The sequence below is a fragment of the Winslowiella sp. 2C04 genome (assembly GCF_050037805.1).
Lineage (GTDB): Bacteria > Pseudomonadota > Gammaproteobacteria > Enterobacterales > Enterobacteriaceae > Erwinia > Erwinia toletana_A.
The window spans coordinates 595,356-612,260 of record NZ_CP188300.1 but is presented as its reverse complement, the minus strand read 5'-3'; the positions used below and the strand labels follow the sequence as shown (position 1 = coordinate 612,260).

Sequence of the window (16,905 nt, the reverse complement as noted above, 5' to 3'; positions counted from 1 at the left end):
ACGGCGGCAGTAAAGGCAGATCTTTTGGCCGGTTAGTGATGAATTTTTTTTAGTTCGTCTTCTGTCAGACCGGTCATTTCTATCACAACGGAGGGGGATAAGCCTTTAGCCAGCATCATCCGGGCAACTTCTCGTTTTGCCTTCAGCTCACCCAGCTGAATTCCCTCAATACGCCCTTCCTGACGTCCTTCCTGACGCCCTTTCTGTTCCAGCTTTTGTGCAATAGTCATCAGTAGTTCCTCATGTTGCGGTGAACGTTGTGCCAGCTCGCGAATAAAGAAGCCAGCGGCCGCGGTATCTCCCACCTGAAGCATATATTGCAGCAGTGAGCTCAGCCGCTCTCCAGTAGTGTATCCACTGTGCAGCAGTGTGACCAGCCGCTCGCGCAACTCGGCAAGATCGCGCAGGCGAATATGTTTCTGCAACAGCTCCAGCATCGCCACTCGCCTGTGCGTCATGATTTCGTCATCAGGAATGGCAGTCACGTCAACCAGCGGAAAATCGCTGCTGTACAGTTGTGCCGCCAGCTCCGGATCGCTAAAAGCCTGCAGCCAGTTCATCGGGTAAGGATAAGGGCTGACCTGTCCGTGATAAAACAACAACGGGATCACCAGCGGCAGCTGAAGATGCCCGGCATCAAGGTGGCGCTGCATCGCCGCAATGGCATAGCGCATCAGCCGGAAGGTCATCTGTTTATCCGGCGAGCTCTGATGCTCAATCAGGCAATAAACATACCCGTCACCGCACCCTGCTTCCAGCGAATACAACACATCTGAGTAATACGGTCGCAGGTCCTCTTCAATAAAGTTTCCCGACGCCAGTTGCAGAGTATCAAGTTTGCAGTGTGACTGCAGTTGCGCAGGCAGATGAATCTGCAGAAAATCTCTGGCGGTTTCGGGATGGCTAAGCAACTGCCTGAATATCGAATCATGTGGGGCGGGTGTAGATGCCATATTATCTTACCTGTCATTCCGTTTGACATATCCGGACGCTATCACAGAAACAGATTGGTTAAAATACAGACAGCAAATTCATCAGATAAATACCGCCCTGCTGTTCGCAAAAAAAGACCATATCGCTGTTTTAACGGTAAGAGTAATTGTACTTCCGTCTACATTTGTTAACCTGCCGAAATTATTTCAGTCAAAAAAGACCTGAAATCACGGCCTGACAGCGGAGCAGGTGCGCGTATGGAAAACAACGCTATTGCCTGTATAAGTTACAGAACGCAGCTTGCCCCAGTTGCTGATTTAATCGGCAGTTCATCAGCCCTGGCTGAGAATCTCCGCCACGTTACTAACAGCCCACATGCCAACGCTGCTCCCACGCTACAGGCTGATCAGCTTCTCCCACGATCCGCAGCCACGCTGTCGCAGCCGGATACGCTTTCCGCCCCCGCTGCCGCGATTCATTTTAACCCGCTGCCGGTGCCTGCCTCCGTCAGTGCTGCACTCTGCCTGCCTGATGCAGCACGAGCGCTGGCTACCACCGGAATAGCGCCGCCAGCCGCTGCCCCACAGATGTTTGCCCGGCAGCTTTACAGCCTTTCAACCAGACTGTTGGCTGAGCACGGCAACGCCATCACCGTCGCCTTACGCGCCGATCTTGAGCTGATTCAGCGCCGTTTTCAGGGGCTGCCCGACAGCCAGGTCACTACCAGCCGCGATTCCGCACTGCCCGCCCTGTACCGTGATCTCGCCCTGCTGCACGCTTTGCAAGGCGGCGAGCGCACCCTTGACGATCTCAGTGCGCTGACTAACCGGTTGCAGAGTATTGAGCAGGGACGCATCAGCGGCATCGGGGCAGAGGAAAAAGCATCGGCCGGGCGACTGCGAAGTTTTATCGCCGACAGGCAAGCGTCCCTCCGCCTCGCGCTGCGAACTACGGAAATTCCACGCATGCAGCAGGTTGTCCGCCAGATAATTATGCAGGATCTGTTTGCGACGGACCGGACCGGGCCTCCCGCCGTCACCGGTATAGAGCGCACTGTCACCGGCCTGAGCAGCGACATTAGCCGCGTGCTGACCGGTGACGTCATTGGCAAACTGAACGCACTGAGGCTGGCATGGGACCGGACACGTCAGCAAACCACTGCCTCCAAAGCAAAAAAGCTGACGACGATCAGGTGGCTGGCGTTACTGGAAACCAGCCGCGAGGCTCGGGCAGCTTTAGTCCGCGCACTCGGCGAACACCTGCCCGGCTACCGTATCGTCAGCACGTTGGCAGCTACGCCGCATGACCAGTCGCTGCTGCCCGCTCTGCTGGAGTGCTTCACCTTCTGCACCGCACTGGATTCCGACGCCCGTCGCCATTTACAGGAAGTGCTGGCCGACGGTCAGATTTACCACGCAGCGCAGCGCAGTCTGCAGCTGGTCAACGATCCGGAATTCTTCAGCCGCCTGAATTTCAGCCTGACGGCACTCAACCTGCAGCTTGAGCAGAAAATGAAAAAACAGCGCAACTGGATAAAACTGCGTGAAGCGCTGGACACCTTCACCGCCGATAATCAGTTTTTCATCGAGTGCGGAAACCGAACGAAGGCGCAGCAGGATGCGGAACGAACCCGGCAGCAGCAGGCCGACTACCGCTTATATCAGCAGCAGAGGGAGCTGAAGGGCCAGGCCTGGACAGAGCAGCGCGAGGATCGGCTCGACAGCATGCGGCGTGAGCAGGAGTGGCTGAACGAGGAAGTGGAGATCGTCTGCCAGGTGGAAAGCACCCGGAAACAACGCATCGTGACGCTGAAGGAGATCGACGGGGTCAACAGCCACATTACCCGCGATGAAACGCGCATTAATAAAGCACCGTCGTTTGTCGTCAGGGTCCGGCGCAAAGATCTGATCGAGGCGCGCAAAACCGGCGACTATGCGGTGCGCAATCTGCTGTTTCGTACCATGGGGGCCATCAAAGACGGTGAGACCGCGCATAAAACCGCGCCTTACGCGCAGGCTCCGGTTAAGCAGGGACACATGCTGCGCAAGCTGATCGTAACCGACGAGGATCGCCAGGTCAGGATCGCCGGATATCGTGAAAAAAGTGATGATTTGCCGCTGCGGATAGCGGTGTTTGACGTCAGGCAGGAGCTGCAACGCCAGTGGGAACACTATGCGCTGAATCCAGTGCTGCTTCCCGACGGAGCGAACAGTGACGCCGGGCCTGCGTTCGGACTGGGCACCAGTAAGTGTTCATCGCCTCCTCAGGCGGGTCCTTCTCACTCTGCCAGTCCGCTGACGTCAGCCACCGGCCCGGATTATGACAGCAGCGACAGCGCTGACGATCCGATCAGTTATCAGCCCTGCCTGCGGGTTTCTGAGATTTTCGCAGGCAAAAACCTGTCCGCCCCGCCGCTGCCGGATAATCTGCGCCCGATGTCGCCGGTTGAAAATCAGCTGCTGACCCAGTTGCATCAGCTCCAGGACAATGCCGCCGGAACGGATACGGTATCCCACCGCCAGCAGAACCAGGCGGCGGCGTTGAGCCATATTGAGCAGTGCGTCGCCAGTCTCGGCCAGCAGCGGCGACTGGACCAACTGCCGCTGCCGTTGCAGAACGCGTTCACATCGCTGTTTTCTCAGCTGGATCCACCGGCTGAAGCCACGGAAAATACCGATGCCAGCGCCGGTGGGACCGTGACGCTGGCGCAGCTTAGCCAGGCCATCTGTTATGCCAATAATATCAATACCGTCCACAGCGTATCGCAGCCGGATCTCAGCCAGATCATCGCCACCTGGCAGGATGTTTCAATCTATATGGTTAAACGTCATGGCTCGCCGCCACTGCTGCCGAAAGCTAAAGAGATTCGTGCCACAGAGCCCGCTACCAGTATCTCCGGTGACGATCCGCAACAATCCGACGGACTCAGCCTTACCGACCACTGCAGAATCTGGCAAAACATGATCCAGGCACAGCGGGATAACTTTGGTGGTGCACAGGGCTATGGCAGAACCCACAATATTGATGCCCGATTCTGGCAGCAACTGGCTCAGAACGATCGATTGCGCGACGAGGGTGAAGCGCTGGTTGCAGCATCATCGGTCAATAAGAAAGCCGATTATATCTTTCATCTGAATAACTGGAAAACAATGGGACAGGATCTACGGGAGATGTGGGGCGGGCCATTAGGCTATGCCGAAGCGAACAAGATAACTGTCTCGACGTGGGAACGAATGGTTGGCCGTCGAGGACTGCAACAATCTGGAGTAGACCGGCTGGCACCCGCGCCGGCTGAAACACGCAGAATCGGCTATTACGATCATCTGGATAACTGGGACAGAATGTCGGCTAAGGAAAAGGCCGATGCAGGTGGCTCCAGAAAGTATGCCTACACGCATAATCTGTGCCTGTCGACCTGGAAGAGACTGGTCAACGAGGAGGGCTTGTCGAACCAGGGACTAAAACAGTTAATTGGCTATGCCGGCGATCAGCATGTTAATTACGGCAAGTACTGCAAAATCTGGCACGAGATGCAACAGCAGGCGCGGCAGCAGGCCGGTGGCGCAGCGCAGTATGCCGTCGATAATCGGTTAAGCGTTGATTGCTGGCTCAGGCTGGCTAACGACATCGGGCTAACCGACGAGGGAAATCAGCGAATGGCTGCCCTCAACTTCCCTTCAGGAAACGATTATGGCCAGCATTGCATTATATGGCAGCAAATATCCAGGAATGGAAACCTGCCAGCAGGCAGCGCACGCCTGTACGCTGATAGCCGCAACCTGATACACCGATACTGGTCAATGTATGCCACCGACCAGGGCCTGACTGAAAAAGGACATAAAAAAATGATGGCTACTCTGACAACTGGCGGCAAGATCGATTACAGCCTTCAGTGTCAGTTATGGATCACCAAAAGTCCTGAATTCAGAGCAAGGGTTGGCGGTGCAAGGGGTTACGCTGAACTCAACAGCCTCAATAGTTCTTACTGGTCAGAGCTGGCTACCGATAGCGGATTAACCGAAGAGGGCCAACGCAGATTGATGCCGTCTGATAAAAGTCGCAAGGGATATGATATTCATCTGCTGGGCTGGCTTAAGCTGTCGGACGCCGAAAGGAATGCTGATGATGCAGTAAGAAACTACGCAAATAAACATGTACTCAATTACCGGACGTTTTCGTTTCTTGCCAACAAAAACGGCCTGAGCAATAAGGGCACCAAGCGGTTACTTTCTGGCATCTATGCTAATGAGACAAGAGTCCTGCTTTCGCAACAGCCGGATCTGTCACCTACCCCGGTTGCTGCATTCCCGGCAGCGGCAATAACGCATCAAGCTGATAATACTGTCTCCGCTATTCCTGACAGCAGCAGCATACCGGTGACGCAACCATCCAGTACAATGCAGGATCATCAGTCGTTTATTGCCTATCACTGTCAGCAATGGCAAAAAATTACTGAAAAAACCGAAGCAATTCGGGAAGGAGCAAAAAACTATGCTCTGAGTAAAGGGATTAATAAACATACCTGGGCAAAACTGGCCAATGATTCCGGACTGACGGCCGATGGCAACGCGATACTTAATAAAACTCACCCCGGCCCACTGAACTATCTTCCGCATCTGGAGACCTGGTCCAATATGACCGAGGAGCTGAAAAAAATGGGGGTGAAACAGTACGCCGTTGAACATGGTTTGAGATACAGCTATTTTTCCAGACTGGTCGATGAAAACGGACTGAAACCCCGAGGGGCAATACTCTGGAAACGCTACTGCGCCAAACGGCCAGCAAAATCGCTGAAGCTGCACAACAAATCCATCACCAATGAGCTTCCCCATCCTCAAGCCGTTGCACCGGAGATAACAGGAGCGGCAATCAAAACGGAGTCATCTCTGATAACCGATCAGCAACGCGGTAAAATCTGGCAAATCACGCTGGATGATCGAGGCATGGTGTTGAACAGAGAGCAGCTCGAACTACCGCAGCAGGACACCATCCGAAATGATCTCCCTATTCTGCGCGATCCGGACGATCCCTCCCGCAGCCTGACGCTTCAGGCCGAAGGCAAAGCGTCGGCCAGTGAGATCAATACCACCAACTGGGGTGAGCTGAATAGCATCTTTGCCGGTATGCCCTCAAAGGAGAGCAAAGCGGCAAAAATGAAGCTGTCTGAAGCCTTTCGCCAGGCAGTGGAGCATGAAACCACGCTGGAGATTACCGCCGGTGACCGCATGATAACCGCGCCAACCTGCCATGAGGTGAACGGCGAGATTATTTCACTGGGCAACGGCGTATTTAACGGCAGCAGAGAGATTATTCCGTCACTGACCCTGCTGGCACCCTATGCTGGCATCTATCATGCTTCTGTCAAATCGCTGCAGCACGAGCGCAGGAAACAGGGGGCAGACCGCACCTCCGCCTATCTTTTTGGCACCAATGCCATCACGCGTACCGTCAGCGGCCTGGCAAGCGGGAATATCACCAAAAATATCAATACCGGCCAGTTGGGTAACAATCCCGCGATTGCCAGCAATAACGTTGCCGCCGTGCGTTTCGGTAAAAATCTTACCATGCTGGTCACCACCCGGGACGTAATGCCGGGTGAGGAGTACTTTATCAGCTATGGCGATGAATATCTGAAGGCCCAGACGGAGATAAAAGCCGAACCGGCGGCGGCGAGCAGCGAGCTTGCCCCCCCAACGGACATCACCTTCAGCAGCGCAGATGTGGCGTTGATGGCCGACTCAATGCTGCGCGCGCCGGGTGCCTGGCACTCTGAACTGGGTGAGCAGGCGGCCGTGTTACTGATCAATTCGGCGCAGCTGCCGTCAGACACGGTGCTGACCGTAAACCGGGACGGTGTGAGTCATATCTATCGCCAGGGGCAGGACGAACGCTGCGTGACGGGACGTTATCAGCCGCAGCCGGCAGAGCTGCACGTCGCGCTGAGATACAGCGAACCGTCAGGCATGGGGCATTACGATATTGAAACAGCGCCGGGAGAAATTATTCCGATTGCCGCCGATGGTGACTGCCTGTACCAGGCCATCAGCCGCAGTTTAACGGAAAGTGGCTTCGGTCAGTTTGACGTCCGTCGCCTGCGCGGCATTGCGGCCGATGAGTTTCTCGCTCACAGTCCGCGCTATCTGCAGATGGTCGATGCCGCCAGGCTAAAGATCGAACTGGAGGCGCGAAAATTGCCGATTAAACGTCGCTATCTCTCTTACTTTCGTTCAAGTTAGTCAGACGACCAGCACACCTGCACAAATTTTATGAGTCGCAGCATGCTGGATTACATTACCGGCAGCACCAGCAGTTGACCTGCCGAGCCGCGATCGGCCATCTCCAGCATCTGACTGTGGTAAACAAACGGGAAGTGTTGCGAGGATGGCTGAGTAAACAACACCAGTAGCTCCACATCGCCATCTATCCATACGGTATCTTTCCAGCCACGATCTTCCCCCATCGGCTGCGCCCCATTGACGCTTTTGATCAGGAACATCACGCCTTGAATATGGAAGGCCTGTGGCGTATCCGAATGGATAATCCAGCGTTCGTAACTGCCCTGCTGCGCCTGAGTATCGATACGCGTCATATCCCATAGCGCACCATTAATACCCGGTAACGCATCACCGAGGCGGAACTCACGCGTGCGACTCGGCAAACCATCAATAATCTGATCGGCTACCAGACGCATCGGCAAATTATCAGTCACTAACGGCAGCAATCCGGTTGGTCGCAGATTCAATACCACCGTAGAAGTTAAAATGCTGGAGGGTTCGAAAAAGCCACGCAGACGGTCCATCACTCCTGCCGCCACGCCAGCCGTAATCGATACTTCTTTACCTTGCGACATGTCCACCAGCACTTCACGACGCTCACCCGGTGCCAGCGACAGCTGCTGAACCGCGACCGGGGCAGGCAAAAAGCCCTGATCGCTGGAAATCACATTAAATGGGCGATTATCACTCATCGCCAGCTGATAGCGGCGCGAGTTGGAAGCATTCAGCAGGCGCAGGCGAACCCAGCCACGCGACACTTCAACATACGGATTCTGTACCCCGTTAACCACCAGCGTATCGCCAACAAAGCCACCGCTGGAAGGCGGCTCATATTGTGGCACACCAAAATTATCCAGCCGCTTATCCTGAATAATTACCGGGAAATCATCGACGCCGTAATGATTAGGAATCGGTAACGATTTACTCACCTCATCTTCCACCAGCCACATACCCGCCAGTCCGTTATAAACATGAGGAGCCATGCGGTTAGGCGTGTTGGCGTGATACCAGCAGGTGGCAGCCGCCTGACGGATCGGCACCACCGGTGACCAGTCGACACCCGGCGACATCATGCGCGGCGCACCGCCCATCAGAGCACCCGGCACCTGCAAACCACTGACCGTCATCGATACCGGCTCATTCAGGCGGTTGCTGTAGATAAGCTTGACGTCATCGCCACTCCAGACTCGCACCGTCGGACCAAGATAGCCGCCGTTGATACCCCATACCGGCACTCTGTTTTTGTCGCCGCTAAACGACCAGTGACTGCGTTGCAGGGTAAGAAACAGCGGCTGACCACGACGAGATTCCAGCAACGGTGGAACCGGTAATGCAGTTCCATTCTCGGCGGCGCGGGCACTGAAAGGCAGTGCGCTGCCACACAGGGCGAGGCCCGATGCCTGAATAAATTGACGTCGACTAAAGGACATAAAAACTCCGTACCCGTGAGCGCGGCTATAGGGGACTGGCCGCTTTCCATTTTATTATGATGTGAGAAAGTGCTGCGTTACTGCTTATATCACGCGGAGCAGCATAGCTGCCGCTCCGATATTCATCATTAAACCCGGTTACTGGCTTCACGTTCCGCGACTTCCGCATCCAGCTGCTCAAGCTTAGCAGCCATCAGCTCGCGGCAATGGGTCGCCAGTTTACGCACCGACTGATTTTCGAACTGCTTCACATCAACCGGTGGCAACATTTCGACAATCACTAAACCATTATTCCAGCGGTTCAGTTTTATTTTGTTATGCGTTGTTGAGACCACAATAGGAATGATCGGCACGCCCGCTGTCACCGCAGCATGAAACGCACCGGTTTTAAACGGCAATAAACCGCGACCACGGCTGCGCGTGCCTTCCGGGAACATCCAGAAAGAGATTTTTTTCTTCTGAAACTGTTCAACCATCTCACCAATAGTGCCATGTGCTTTAGCGCGATTATCCCGGTCAATCAGCAAGTTACCGGTTAGCCAGTAGAGCTGTCCAAAAAACGGAATCCACAGCAGACTTTTTTTACCGATAGTTACGGTCGTCGGCTGCACAATGTTCGCGGCGGTGATCATATCGTAATTATTCTGATGGTTAGCAATATAAATGGCATTGCCATAATTTGCAGCATCAGCAGGTTTACGCTGTTCAACCTTAACGCCAAACACCCGGGAAAGTCGGCCAAACAGGTGGCCAAAGGTCGCAACGTGACGGGGATTTCGCGGCGAAAACAGACAATAAATACAACCAAACACACACAGCAGAATTGAATAAATGACGACAAAAATTACCCGTAAAATTAAGAGCATCACAACCTCGTTATTGCTTCCGAGCTAAGCAACCCGGCGCCAATGCCCCCTCCACCAGAATATGGCGGAGGATTGGGATGGAGCAAGCTCCATCCTAACCTTCCTCCGTAAAGGAGGAAGGGACGTTATGGTGAAAATATCTGACCGTTACTCTTCGCTGTCGGCCGCTGGTGGACGCGCAGGGGCGTCTACATCCACGCGATCGATACGTTGTAATCCACGCGGCAACAGGGTGCCACGACGACCACGTTCAGCACGGAACTTCTGTAACTCTTCAGCACGCAGCGTCAGTTTGCGCTTACCCACATGCAGGGTAATTGCACTCTGCGGCGTGAGCAGCAGCAGCCACGCCAGCTTATCTTCGCCCGATGCAGCCTGAGCCGATGGAATCGAGATAATCTTGTTTCCCTTACCTTTCGACAGCTGTGGCAGGTCGCCGACCGGGAACAGCAGCATGCGGCCCGCAGTGGTAATTGCCAGCAGCATATCGTCGTTGCTGTGAATCGCCATCGGCGTCATCACTTTGGCATTTTCTGGCAGCGACAGTAGCGCCTTACCGGCACGATTACGCGAAACCAAATCGCTGAAAGTGCAGACAAAACCATAACCGGCATCGGATGCCATCAGCAGTTTCTGCTCGTCGGCTTCCATCAATACCTGCTCAATGACCGCGCCCGGCGGTGGCGTCAGCTTTCCGGTCAGTGGCTCGCCCTGACCACGCGCCGACGGCAGCGTCGTTGGATCCAGCGCATAGCTACGTCCGGTAGAGTCGATAAACACCACCGGCTGATTACTCTTGCCGCGCGCGGCGGCGCGATAGCTGTCGCCAGCTTTATAGCTCAGACCTGACGGGTCGATATCGTGCCCTTTGGCGCTGCGCACCCAGCCAGACTGCGACAGCACAATCGTTACCGGCTCAGATGGCATCAGATCGTGTTCACTGATGGCTTTCGCTTCTTCGCGCTCACGCAGCGGAGAACGTCGGTCATCGCCGTAGGCATCGCTGTCAGCCTGTAGCTCTTTCTTCAGCAAATTATTCATTTTGCGCTCGGAAGCCAGAATCGCCTGCAACCGATCGCGCTCTTTTGCCAGTTCGTCCTGCTCACCGCGAATTTTCATCTCTTCCAGTTTGGCGAGATGACGCAGTTTTAATTCGAGAATCGCTTCTGCCTGAGTTTCGCTGATGCCAAAACGCGACATCAGTGCCGGTTTCGGCTCATCCTCAGTTCGGATGATCTCAATCACTTCATCGATATTCAGAAACGCCACCAGCAAACCTTCGAGGATATGCAGGCGTTTCAGCACTTTTTCCAGACGATAATTAAGACGGCGACGCACCGTATCACGGCGGAATACCAGCCACTCGCTGATAATCTCCAGCAGATTTTTCACTGCCGGGCGATTATCCAGGCCAATCATATTCAGGTTAACGCGATAGCTCTTTTCCAGATCGGTGGTGGCAAACAGGTGGTTCATCACCTGTTCCATATCCACCCGGTTGGAGCGCGGCACAATTACCAGACGCGTCGGGTTTTCGTGGTTCGATTCATCGCGCAGGTCTTCCACCATCGGCAGCTTTTTGTTGCGCATCTGCGCGGCAATCTGCTCCAGCACACGCGCACCGGAAACCTGGTGTGGCAACGCGGTGATCACCACATCACCCTCTTCTTTTCGCCATACCGCTCGCATACGCACTGAACCGCGGCCATTTTGATAGATCTTACGGATCTCATCGCGCGGCGTAATGATCTCGGCTTCGGTCGGATAGTCCGGCCCCTGCACGATATCCAGCAGCTCATCAAGCGAGGTTTCCGGGCTGTCAATCAGGGTGATGGCGGCTTTTGCCACTTCACGCAGGTTATGTGGCGGGATATCGGTCGCCATTCCCACCGCAATACCGGTCGTGCCGTTCAGCAGGATGTTCGGCAGGCGCGCAGGCAGCATTTTCGGCTCCTGCATGGTGCCGTCGAAGTTCGGTACGTAATCTACCGTACCCTGACCCAGCTCTCCCAGCAGCACTTCTGCATATTTCGACAGGCGCGATTCGGTATAACGCATCGCCGCAAAGGATTTCGGATCGTCCGGCGCACCCCAGTTTCCCTGACCATCCACCAGCGGATAGCGATAGGAGAACGGCTGCGCCATCAATACCATCGCTTCATAACACGCGCTGTCGCCGTGTGGATGATATTTACCCAGCACGTCACCAACGGTACGGGCTGACTTTTTAAATTTGGCGCTGGCGTTCAGCCCCAGTTCCGACATGGCATAGACAATGCGGCGCTGAACCGGCTTCAGGCCATCGCCAATATAAGGAAGCGCCCTGTCCATGATGACGTACATGGAGTAGTTGAGGTACGCATTCTCTGTAAACGTATGCAGGGCAAGACGCTCTGCACCATCCTGCGTCAAGTCACTCATTAATTTCATTTCCTCACATCGCGGCGCAATTATTACTGATTTCAACGCGCCACACAGCGGTATGTTTGGCGAGGATAGTACCTTATCTGGTGATGTTCTGTCACAGAGAACCGCGAGGTGGCTGGCACAACTGTCAGCAGGCGCGGCTGCACACCGCTCTCAGACGACCCGTCAGATATCGGGCGGCATTATCGCCGCCGGTGAACAGTGATTAATCGCGGGCTAACCACTGACTGACAATCTGCTGATACTCGCCGGTAGCGGTGCTCAGATGCAGCCACTGGTCGACATACAGCTTCCAGTTAATATCATCGCGCGGCAACATATAGGCTTTCTCGCCATACTGCATCGGCTTATCGGCATTAACCGCACACAGCTGCGGGAAGCGTTTCTGCTGATACAATGCTTCCGACGCATCGGTAATCATGACATCCGCTTTGTTATCCACCAACTGCTGGAAAATAGTGACGTTATCATGGAATAGCGTCAGATTCGCTTTCGGTAAATGGCTGTGAACAAAGGCTTCATTTGTGCCGCCGGCCGGTTCAACCAGCCTTACCTGCGGCTGATTAAGCTGCTCAATGGTCTGGTATTTGGCTTTATCCTCACAGCGCACCAGCGGAATTTTACCGTCAGTGCCGAGCGGGTTAGCAAACCAGGCAGTCTGCTGACGTTTTAGCGTAACCGAAACGCCACCCAGTGCAATATCACACTGCTTCGCCAGAAAGTCCGGCATCAGCATTTTCCAGCTGGTTGGCACCCACTTAACCTGCGCGCCAAGGCTCTTCGCCAGTGATTCAGCCATTGATATATCAATCCCTTCGTAGCCGCCATCGCTGCGCAGAAAGGTATAAGGTTTGTAATCACCGGTAGTACAGACGTTCAGGATTTTGCTCTGCATTACGCGGTCCAGATGCGACTGCGCGCTGGCTCCGCCTGCCACCATCATTAATGCCACGGCCCATAGTTTGTTCATTACTGCCATTTCCGTTTTATTATCAAGGCTAAAACATTACTCCAGCCGCGATGATTATTGCTGCTGAAGCAAGAGTGTTGTGATCAACAGCACATTTTTCTCTGGCGCACAGGCGCGTACACTGGCATTAATTTCATGAACCAGAGACAAAATCACATGAGCAAAATTTTTATCATTGATGCAGGCAAACAGTTTGCCCATTCCAAAGGCGAGCTGAACCATACCCTGACTAACGTTGCGGCCAGTTTTCTGCGTGATAACGGCCATGAAGTAGACGTCACCATGGTCGATGAAGGTTATGACGTGGCGGCAGAAATTGAGAAATACCTCGCAGCCGACACGGTGATCTATCAAATGCCTGGCTGGTGGATGGGTGAACCCTGGATTCTGAAAAAATATATTGATGAAGTGTTCACCGAAGGCCACGGCAAACTGTATGCCAGTGACGGGCGTACCCGTGCTGATGCGGCGAAAAAATACGGTTCCGGCGGCCTGATTCAGGGCAAAACCTATATGCTGTCGCTGACCTGGAACGCCCCGCTGGAAGCCTTTACCGATCCCGAGCAGTTCTTTGAAGGTGTTGGCGTTGATGGCCTGTATCTGCACTTCCACAAAGCCAATCAGTTCCTTGGCATGGAAGGTTTGCCGACCTTTATCTGTAACGATGTGATTAAACAGCCGGATATTCCACGTGATATCGAGCGCTATCGTGAGCATCTGGGCAAAATTTTTGCTTAACTTAACACTCCTGAATAACTGAAGGATTAAGCATGCTGACCGTGATTGCTGAAATTTGTGTCAAACCGGGCCGTCGCAATGAAGTTTTGGCGGCAATTGAACAGTTAACACCAACGGTACTGGAAGAAGAGGGTTGTGGCAGCTATCAGGCACTGCTTGATCTAAAAGCCCAGGTACCGTGGAAACAGCATTCACCAGATTCTATTTTTATGCTGGAACACTGGGACTCGCTGCGCCATCTGGAACAGCATCAGCAAATGCCGCATATGGAAGCCCATCGCACCAGGATCAAAGATGATGTGGTAGATGTGAAGATTTTCGTGTTGGAAGCGGCGAAGTAGTTCATTGAGGGCGGAGCTGGCTCCGCCCTGCTACAGCAGGGGCTTTGTGGCAATCTGCTCGCTGAGAAAATCAAGGAAGCAGGTAATGCGCGTCGACAGCGTGGTATTGCGGTAATAGACCGCATGAATCGGGTGATGCATTTCACGCGTCTGCTCTTCAAGCACCGGCACCAGCCGACCACTCTGGCGATCCTGCCGACTAAGAAAATCAGATATCCGTGCAATACCCTGACCATATACTGCCAGCTGGCGAATGGTTTCTCCGCTGGAAGCCGCAACATCCGGCTTAATCTGCAACAGCTCCCCTTCACTGCGCCACAGCGGCCAGAGGTTATGTTTATCCAGTTGAGTAAAGCCGATCAACCGATGGTTAGCCAAATCGGCTACGCTTTCCGGCTTACCGTATTTCTCCAGATAGTCCGGGCTGGCCAGCAGGCGTAACTTACTGCTGCCGAGCGCGCGCGCATGAATAGTGGAATCCCGCAGCTCACCAATGCGAATGGCGATATCGGTCTGCTGCTCTAGCAGGTCGATCACCACATCATCGGTATTCAGCTCCAGCTGAATCAAGGGATAGCGCGCACTGAACTCCGCCATCAACGGCACAATCACATGCAGCATAAACGGCGTGGCGGCGTTAATACGCAGTCTTCCGGAGGGGATTTCACGGCGCTGAGCAATTTGCTCTTCAGCTATTTCTACCGAAGACAGAATGTTCCGCGCGTGCTCAAGAAAAATCTGCCCTTCTTCGGTTAACGCCAGCCGACGTGTGGTGCGGTGTAGTAGCGTCGTTTGCAGCTTATTTTCCAGCCGACTCAGCGCACGACTAATGCCCGAGCTGGTTTGATTCAGTTGTTCAGCCGCGGCGGTAATCGAACCGGTGTCGATCACCACAACCCAGGCACGCAGTTCTTCAAGGGTGATTTTCACAGACCATCCTGCAAACCAGAAATAATAAGGGCGACCTGTTGGTCGCCCCGGATTCAGACTTCGATTTCGGCAGTGTCGCCTTTTTCCTGCAACCAGTTGCGACGATCTTCCGAACGCTTCTTCGCCAGCAGCATATCCATCACCGCTAAGGTCTGTGCGATATTCTCATCGTCGATAGTCAACTGCACCAGACGACGGGTATTCGGATCGAGCGTGGTTTCACGCAGCTGCAATGGGTTCATCTCACCTAACCCTTTAAAGCGCTGTACGCCTGGCTTGCCTTTCTTGCGCTTCAGTTGCTCAAGAATACCGGCCTTTTCCTCTTCATCGAGGGCGTAATAAACCTCTTTGCCGAGGTCGATACGGTACAGCGGCGGCATCGCCACATACACGTGGCCGCCTTTCACCAGCGAACGGAAGTGGCGAACAAACAGCGCGCACAGCAGGGTGGCAATATGCAAACCATCGGAGTCCGCATCCGCGAGGATACAAACTTTACCGTAACGCAGCTGGCTCAGATCTTCACTGTCCGGATCGATACCGATCGCCACTGAAATATCATGCACTTCCTGCGACGCCAGCACCTCATCAGAAGAGACTTCCCAGGTGTTAAGGATCTTACCTTTCAGCGGCATGATCGCCTGATATTCACGATCGCGCGCTTGTTTGGCAGAACCGCCTGCGGAATCCCCTTCCACCAGAAACAGTTCAGTGCGGCTGAGATCCTGCGCGGAGCAATCCGCCAGTTTACCGGGCAGTGCCGGGCCACTGGTCAGCTTCTTACGCACCACCTTTTTTGCCGCACGCATGCGGCGCTGGGCGCTGGAAATCGCCAGTTCTGCCAGCTGTTCGGCTATCTGAATATTCTGGTTCAGCCACAGGCTGAACGCATCTTTCACCACGCCAGAAACAAAAGCGGCGCACTGACGGGAAGAGAGACGCTCTTTGGTCTGACCGGCAAACTGTGGATCCTGCATTTTAACCGACAGCACATACGCGCAGCGATCCCAGATATCTTCCGCCGACAGCTTAACGCCACGCGGCAGAATATTGCGGAATTCGCAAAACTCACGCATAGCATCCAGCAGCCCCTGACGCAGGCCATTAACGTGGGTACCGCCCTGCATGGTCGGAATCAGGTTGACGTAGCTTTCGGTCAGCAGTTCGCCACCTTCCGGCAGCCACAGCAGCGCCCAGTCCACCGCTTCGACATCACCGGAAAACGAGCCGATAAACGGTGTTTCCGGCAGCGTAATCAGGCCGTTAACCGCTTCGGCGAGATAGTCATTCAGGCCATCTGCATAGAGCCAGCGCTGCTCGGTGTTATTAACCTTATCTTTAAAGACAATTTCCACGCCCGGGCAGAGTACCGCCTTGGCTTTCAGCACGTGTGCCAGGCGCGAAACCGAGAAACGTGGGCTGTCGAAGAAAGAGCCATCCGGCCAGAAGTGCACCCGAGTACCGGTGTTGCGCTTACCCACCGTGCCGGTTACCGTCAGATCCTGTACTTTATCGCCATTTTCAAAGGCCATTTCGTACACTTCGCCATTACGGCGCACGGTAACTTCCACCCGTTTGGACAGGGCGTTGACCACCGAAATTCCCACGCCGTGCAGGCCGCCGGAGAACTGATAGTTTTTATTGGAAAATTTACCACCGGCATGCAGACGGCAAAGAATCAGCTCAATCGCTGGCACGCCCTCTTCCGGGTGAATATCCACCGGCATACCACGGCCGTCATCGATCACTTCCAGCGACTGATCGGCGTGCAGAATCACCTCGACACGTTTGGCGTGGCCCGCTAACGCTTCATCGACGCTGTTATCTATGACTTCCTGGCCCAGATGGTTCGGGCGTGAGGTGTCGGTATACATTCCCGGACGTCGGCGAACGGGTTCGAGGCCGCTGAGTACCTCAATGGAATCAGCGTTGTAGCTGGATTGAGTCATCGTATAAATCTGATTGGTGGCTTAAAAACGGTTAGCTATGTTCCCA

The 16,905-nt window shown here is 54.3% G+C and carries 10 protein-coding genes; 3 read left to right on the top strand and 7 right to left on the bottom strand.

From position 1 onward, the window contains the following. Nucleotides 1–32 precede the first annotated feature (32 nt). The gene (locus ACP3TC_RS02725; RefSeq protein ID WP_426817471.1) at nt 33–953 is read right to left on the bottom strand and encodes an Rpn family recombination-promoting nuclease/putative transposase; all 921 of its coding nucleotides are present in this window, start codon (nt 951–953) and stop codon (nt 33–35) included. A gap of 237 nt (nt 954–1,190) precedes the next feature. Here ACP3TC_RS02725 and ACP3TC_RS02720 point away from each other — a divergent pair, with 237 nt between their 5' ends. After that, entirely contained in the window at nt 1,191–7,169 is a 5,979-nt protein-coding gene (locus ACP3TC_RS02720; protein ID WP_426817470.1) for a hypothetical protein, read from the top strand. Between the two features lie 50 nt (nt 7,170–7,219). On the opposite strand, the gene ftsP is transcribed toward ACP3TC_RS02720, so the two are convergent. From ftsP to ACP3TC_RS02700, 4 genes are all read right to left on the bottom strand, one after another. Further along, a complete protein-coding gene (ftsP, locus tag ACP3TC_RS02715; protein WP_313853763.1) occupies nt 7,220–8,638 on the bottom strand; it encodes a cell division protein FtsP in 1,419 nt (472 codons plus the stop codon). A 128-nt stretch (nt 8,639–8,766) separates the two neighbouring features. After that, nucleotides 8,767–9,504, bottom strand: a complete 738-nt coding sequence (locus ACP3TC_RS02710; RefSeq protein WP_313853764.1) for a 1-acylglycerol-3-phosphate O-acyltransferase — start codon at nt 9,502–9,504, stop codon at nt 8,767–8,769. Between the two features lie 147 nt (nt 9,505–9,651). After that, a complete protein-coding gene (gene parC / locus ACP3TC_RS02705) occupies nt 9,652–11,925 on the bottom strand; it encodes a DNA topoisomerase IV subunit A (protein ID WP_313853766.1) in 2,274 nt (757 codons plus the stop codon). A gap of 211 nt (nt 11,926–12,136) precedes the next feature. Next, the gene (locus ACP3TC_RS02700; RefSeq protein ID WP_313853767.1) at nt 12,137–12,901 is read right to left on the bottom strand and encodes a transporter substrate-binding domain-containing protein; all 765 of its coding nucleotides are present in this window, start codon (nt 12,899–12,901) and stop codon (nt 12,137–12,139) included. Between the two features lie 156 nt (nt 12,902–13,057). Here ACP3TC_RS02700 and ACP3TC_RS02695 point away from each other — a divergent pair, with 156 nt between their 5' ends. Both ACP3TC_RS02695 and ACP3TC_RS02690 read left to right on the top strand, forming a co-directional pair. Further along, on the top strand, nt 13,058–13,639 hold the full coding sequence (locus ACP3TC_RS02695; protein ID WP_313853768.1) for an NAD(P)H-dependent oxidoreductase: 582 nt from the start codon (nt 13,058–13,060) through the stop codon (nt 13,637–13,639). A gap of 32 nt (nt 13,640–13,671) precedes the next feature. Next, on the top strand, nt 13,672–13,980 hold the full coding sequence (locus tag ACP3TC_RS02690) for a putative quinol monooxygenase (protein WP_313853769.1): 309 nt from the start codon (nt 13,672–13,674) through the stop codon (nt 13,978–13,980). A gap of 30 nt (nt 13,981–14,010) precedes the next feature. On the opposite strand, the gene ACP3TC_RS02685 is transcribed toward ACP3TC_RS02690, so the two are convergent. Then, complete coding sequence (locus tag ACP3TC_RS02685) at nt 14,011–14,910, bottom strand: LysR family transcriptional regulator (RefSeq protein ID WP_313853770.1); 900 nt, start codon at nt 14,908–14,910, stop codon at nt 14,011–14,013. A gap of 53 nt (nt 14,911–14,963) precedes the next feature. Continuing rightward, the gene (gene parE / locus ACP3TC_RS02680; RefSeq protein ID WP_313853772.1) at nt 14,964–16,859 is read right to left on the bottom strand and encodes a DNA topoisomerase IV subunit B; all 1,896 of its coding nucleotides are present in this window, start codon (nt 16,857–16,859) and stop codon (nt 14,964–14,966) included. Nucleotides 16,860–16,905: the final 46 nt, after the last annotated feature.

Bases quoted from the DNA above. Each gene is read 5' to 3' on its own strand.
- ACP3TC_RS02725 (WP_426817471.1), bottom strand. From the start codon at position 953: ATGGCATCTACACCCGCCCCACATGATTCGATATTCAGGCAGTTGCTT.
- ACP3TC_RS02720 (WP_426817470.1), top strand. From the start codon at position 1,191: ATGGAAAACAACGCTATTGCCTGTATAAGTTACAGAACGCAGCTTGCC.
- ftsP (WP_313853763.1), bottom strand. From the start codon at position 8,638: ATGTCCTTTAGTCGACGTCAATTTATTCAGGCATCGGGCCTCGCCCTG.
- ACP3TC_RS02710 (WP_313853764.1), bottom strand. From the start codon at position 9,504: ATGCTCTTAATTTTACGGGTAATTTTTGTCGTCATTTATTCAATTCTG.
- parC (WP_313853766.1), bottom strand. From the start codon at position 11,925: ATGAGTGACTTGACGCAGGATGGTGCAGAGCGTCTTGCCCTGCATACG.
- ACP3TC_RS02700 (WP_313853767.1), bottom strand. From the start codon at position 12,901: ATGAACAAACTATGGGCCGTGGCATTAATGATGGTGGCAGGCGGAGCC.
- ACP3TC_RS02695 (WP_313853768.1), top strand. From the start codon at position 13,058: ATGAGCAAAATTTTTATCATTGATGCAGGCAAACAGTTTGCCCATTCC.
- ACP3TC_RS02690 (WP_313853769.1), top strand. From the start codon at position 13,672: ATGCTGACCGTGATTGCTGAAATTTGTGTCAAACCGGGCCGTCGCAAT.
- parE (WP_313853772.1), bottom strand. From the start codon at position 16,859: ATGACTCAATCCAGCTACAACGCTGATTCCATTGAGGTACTCAGCGGC.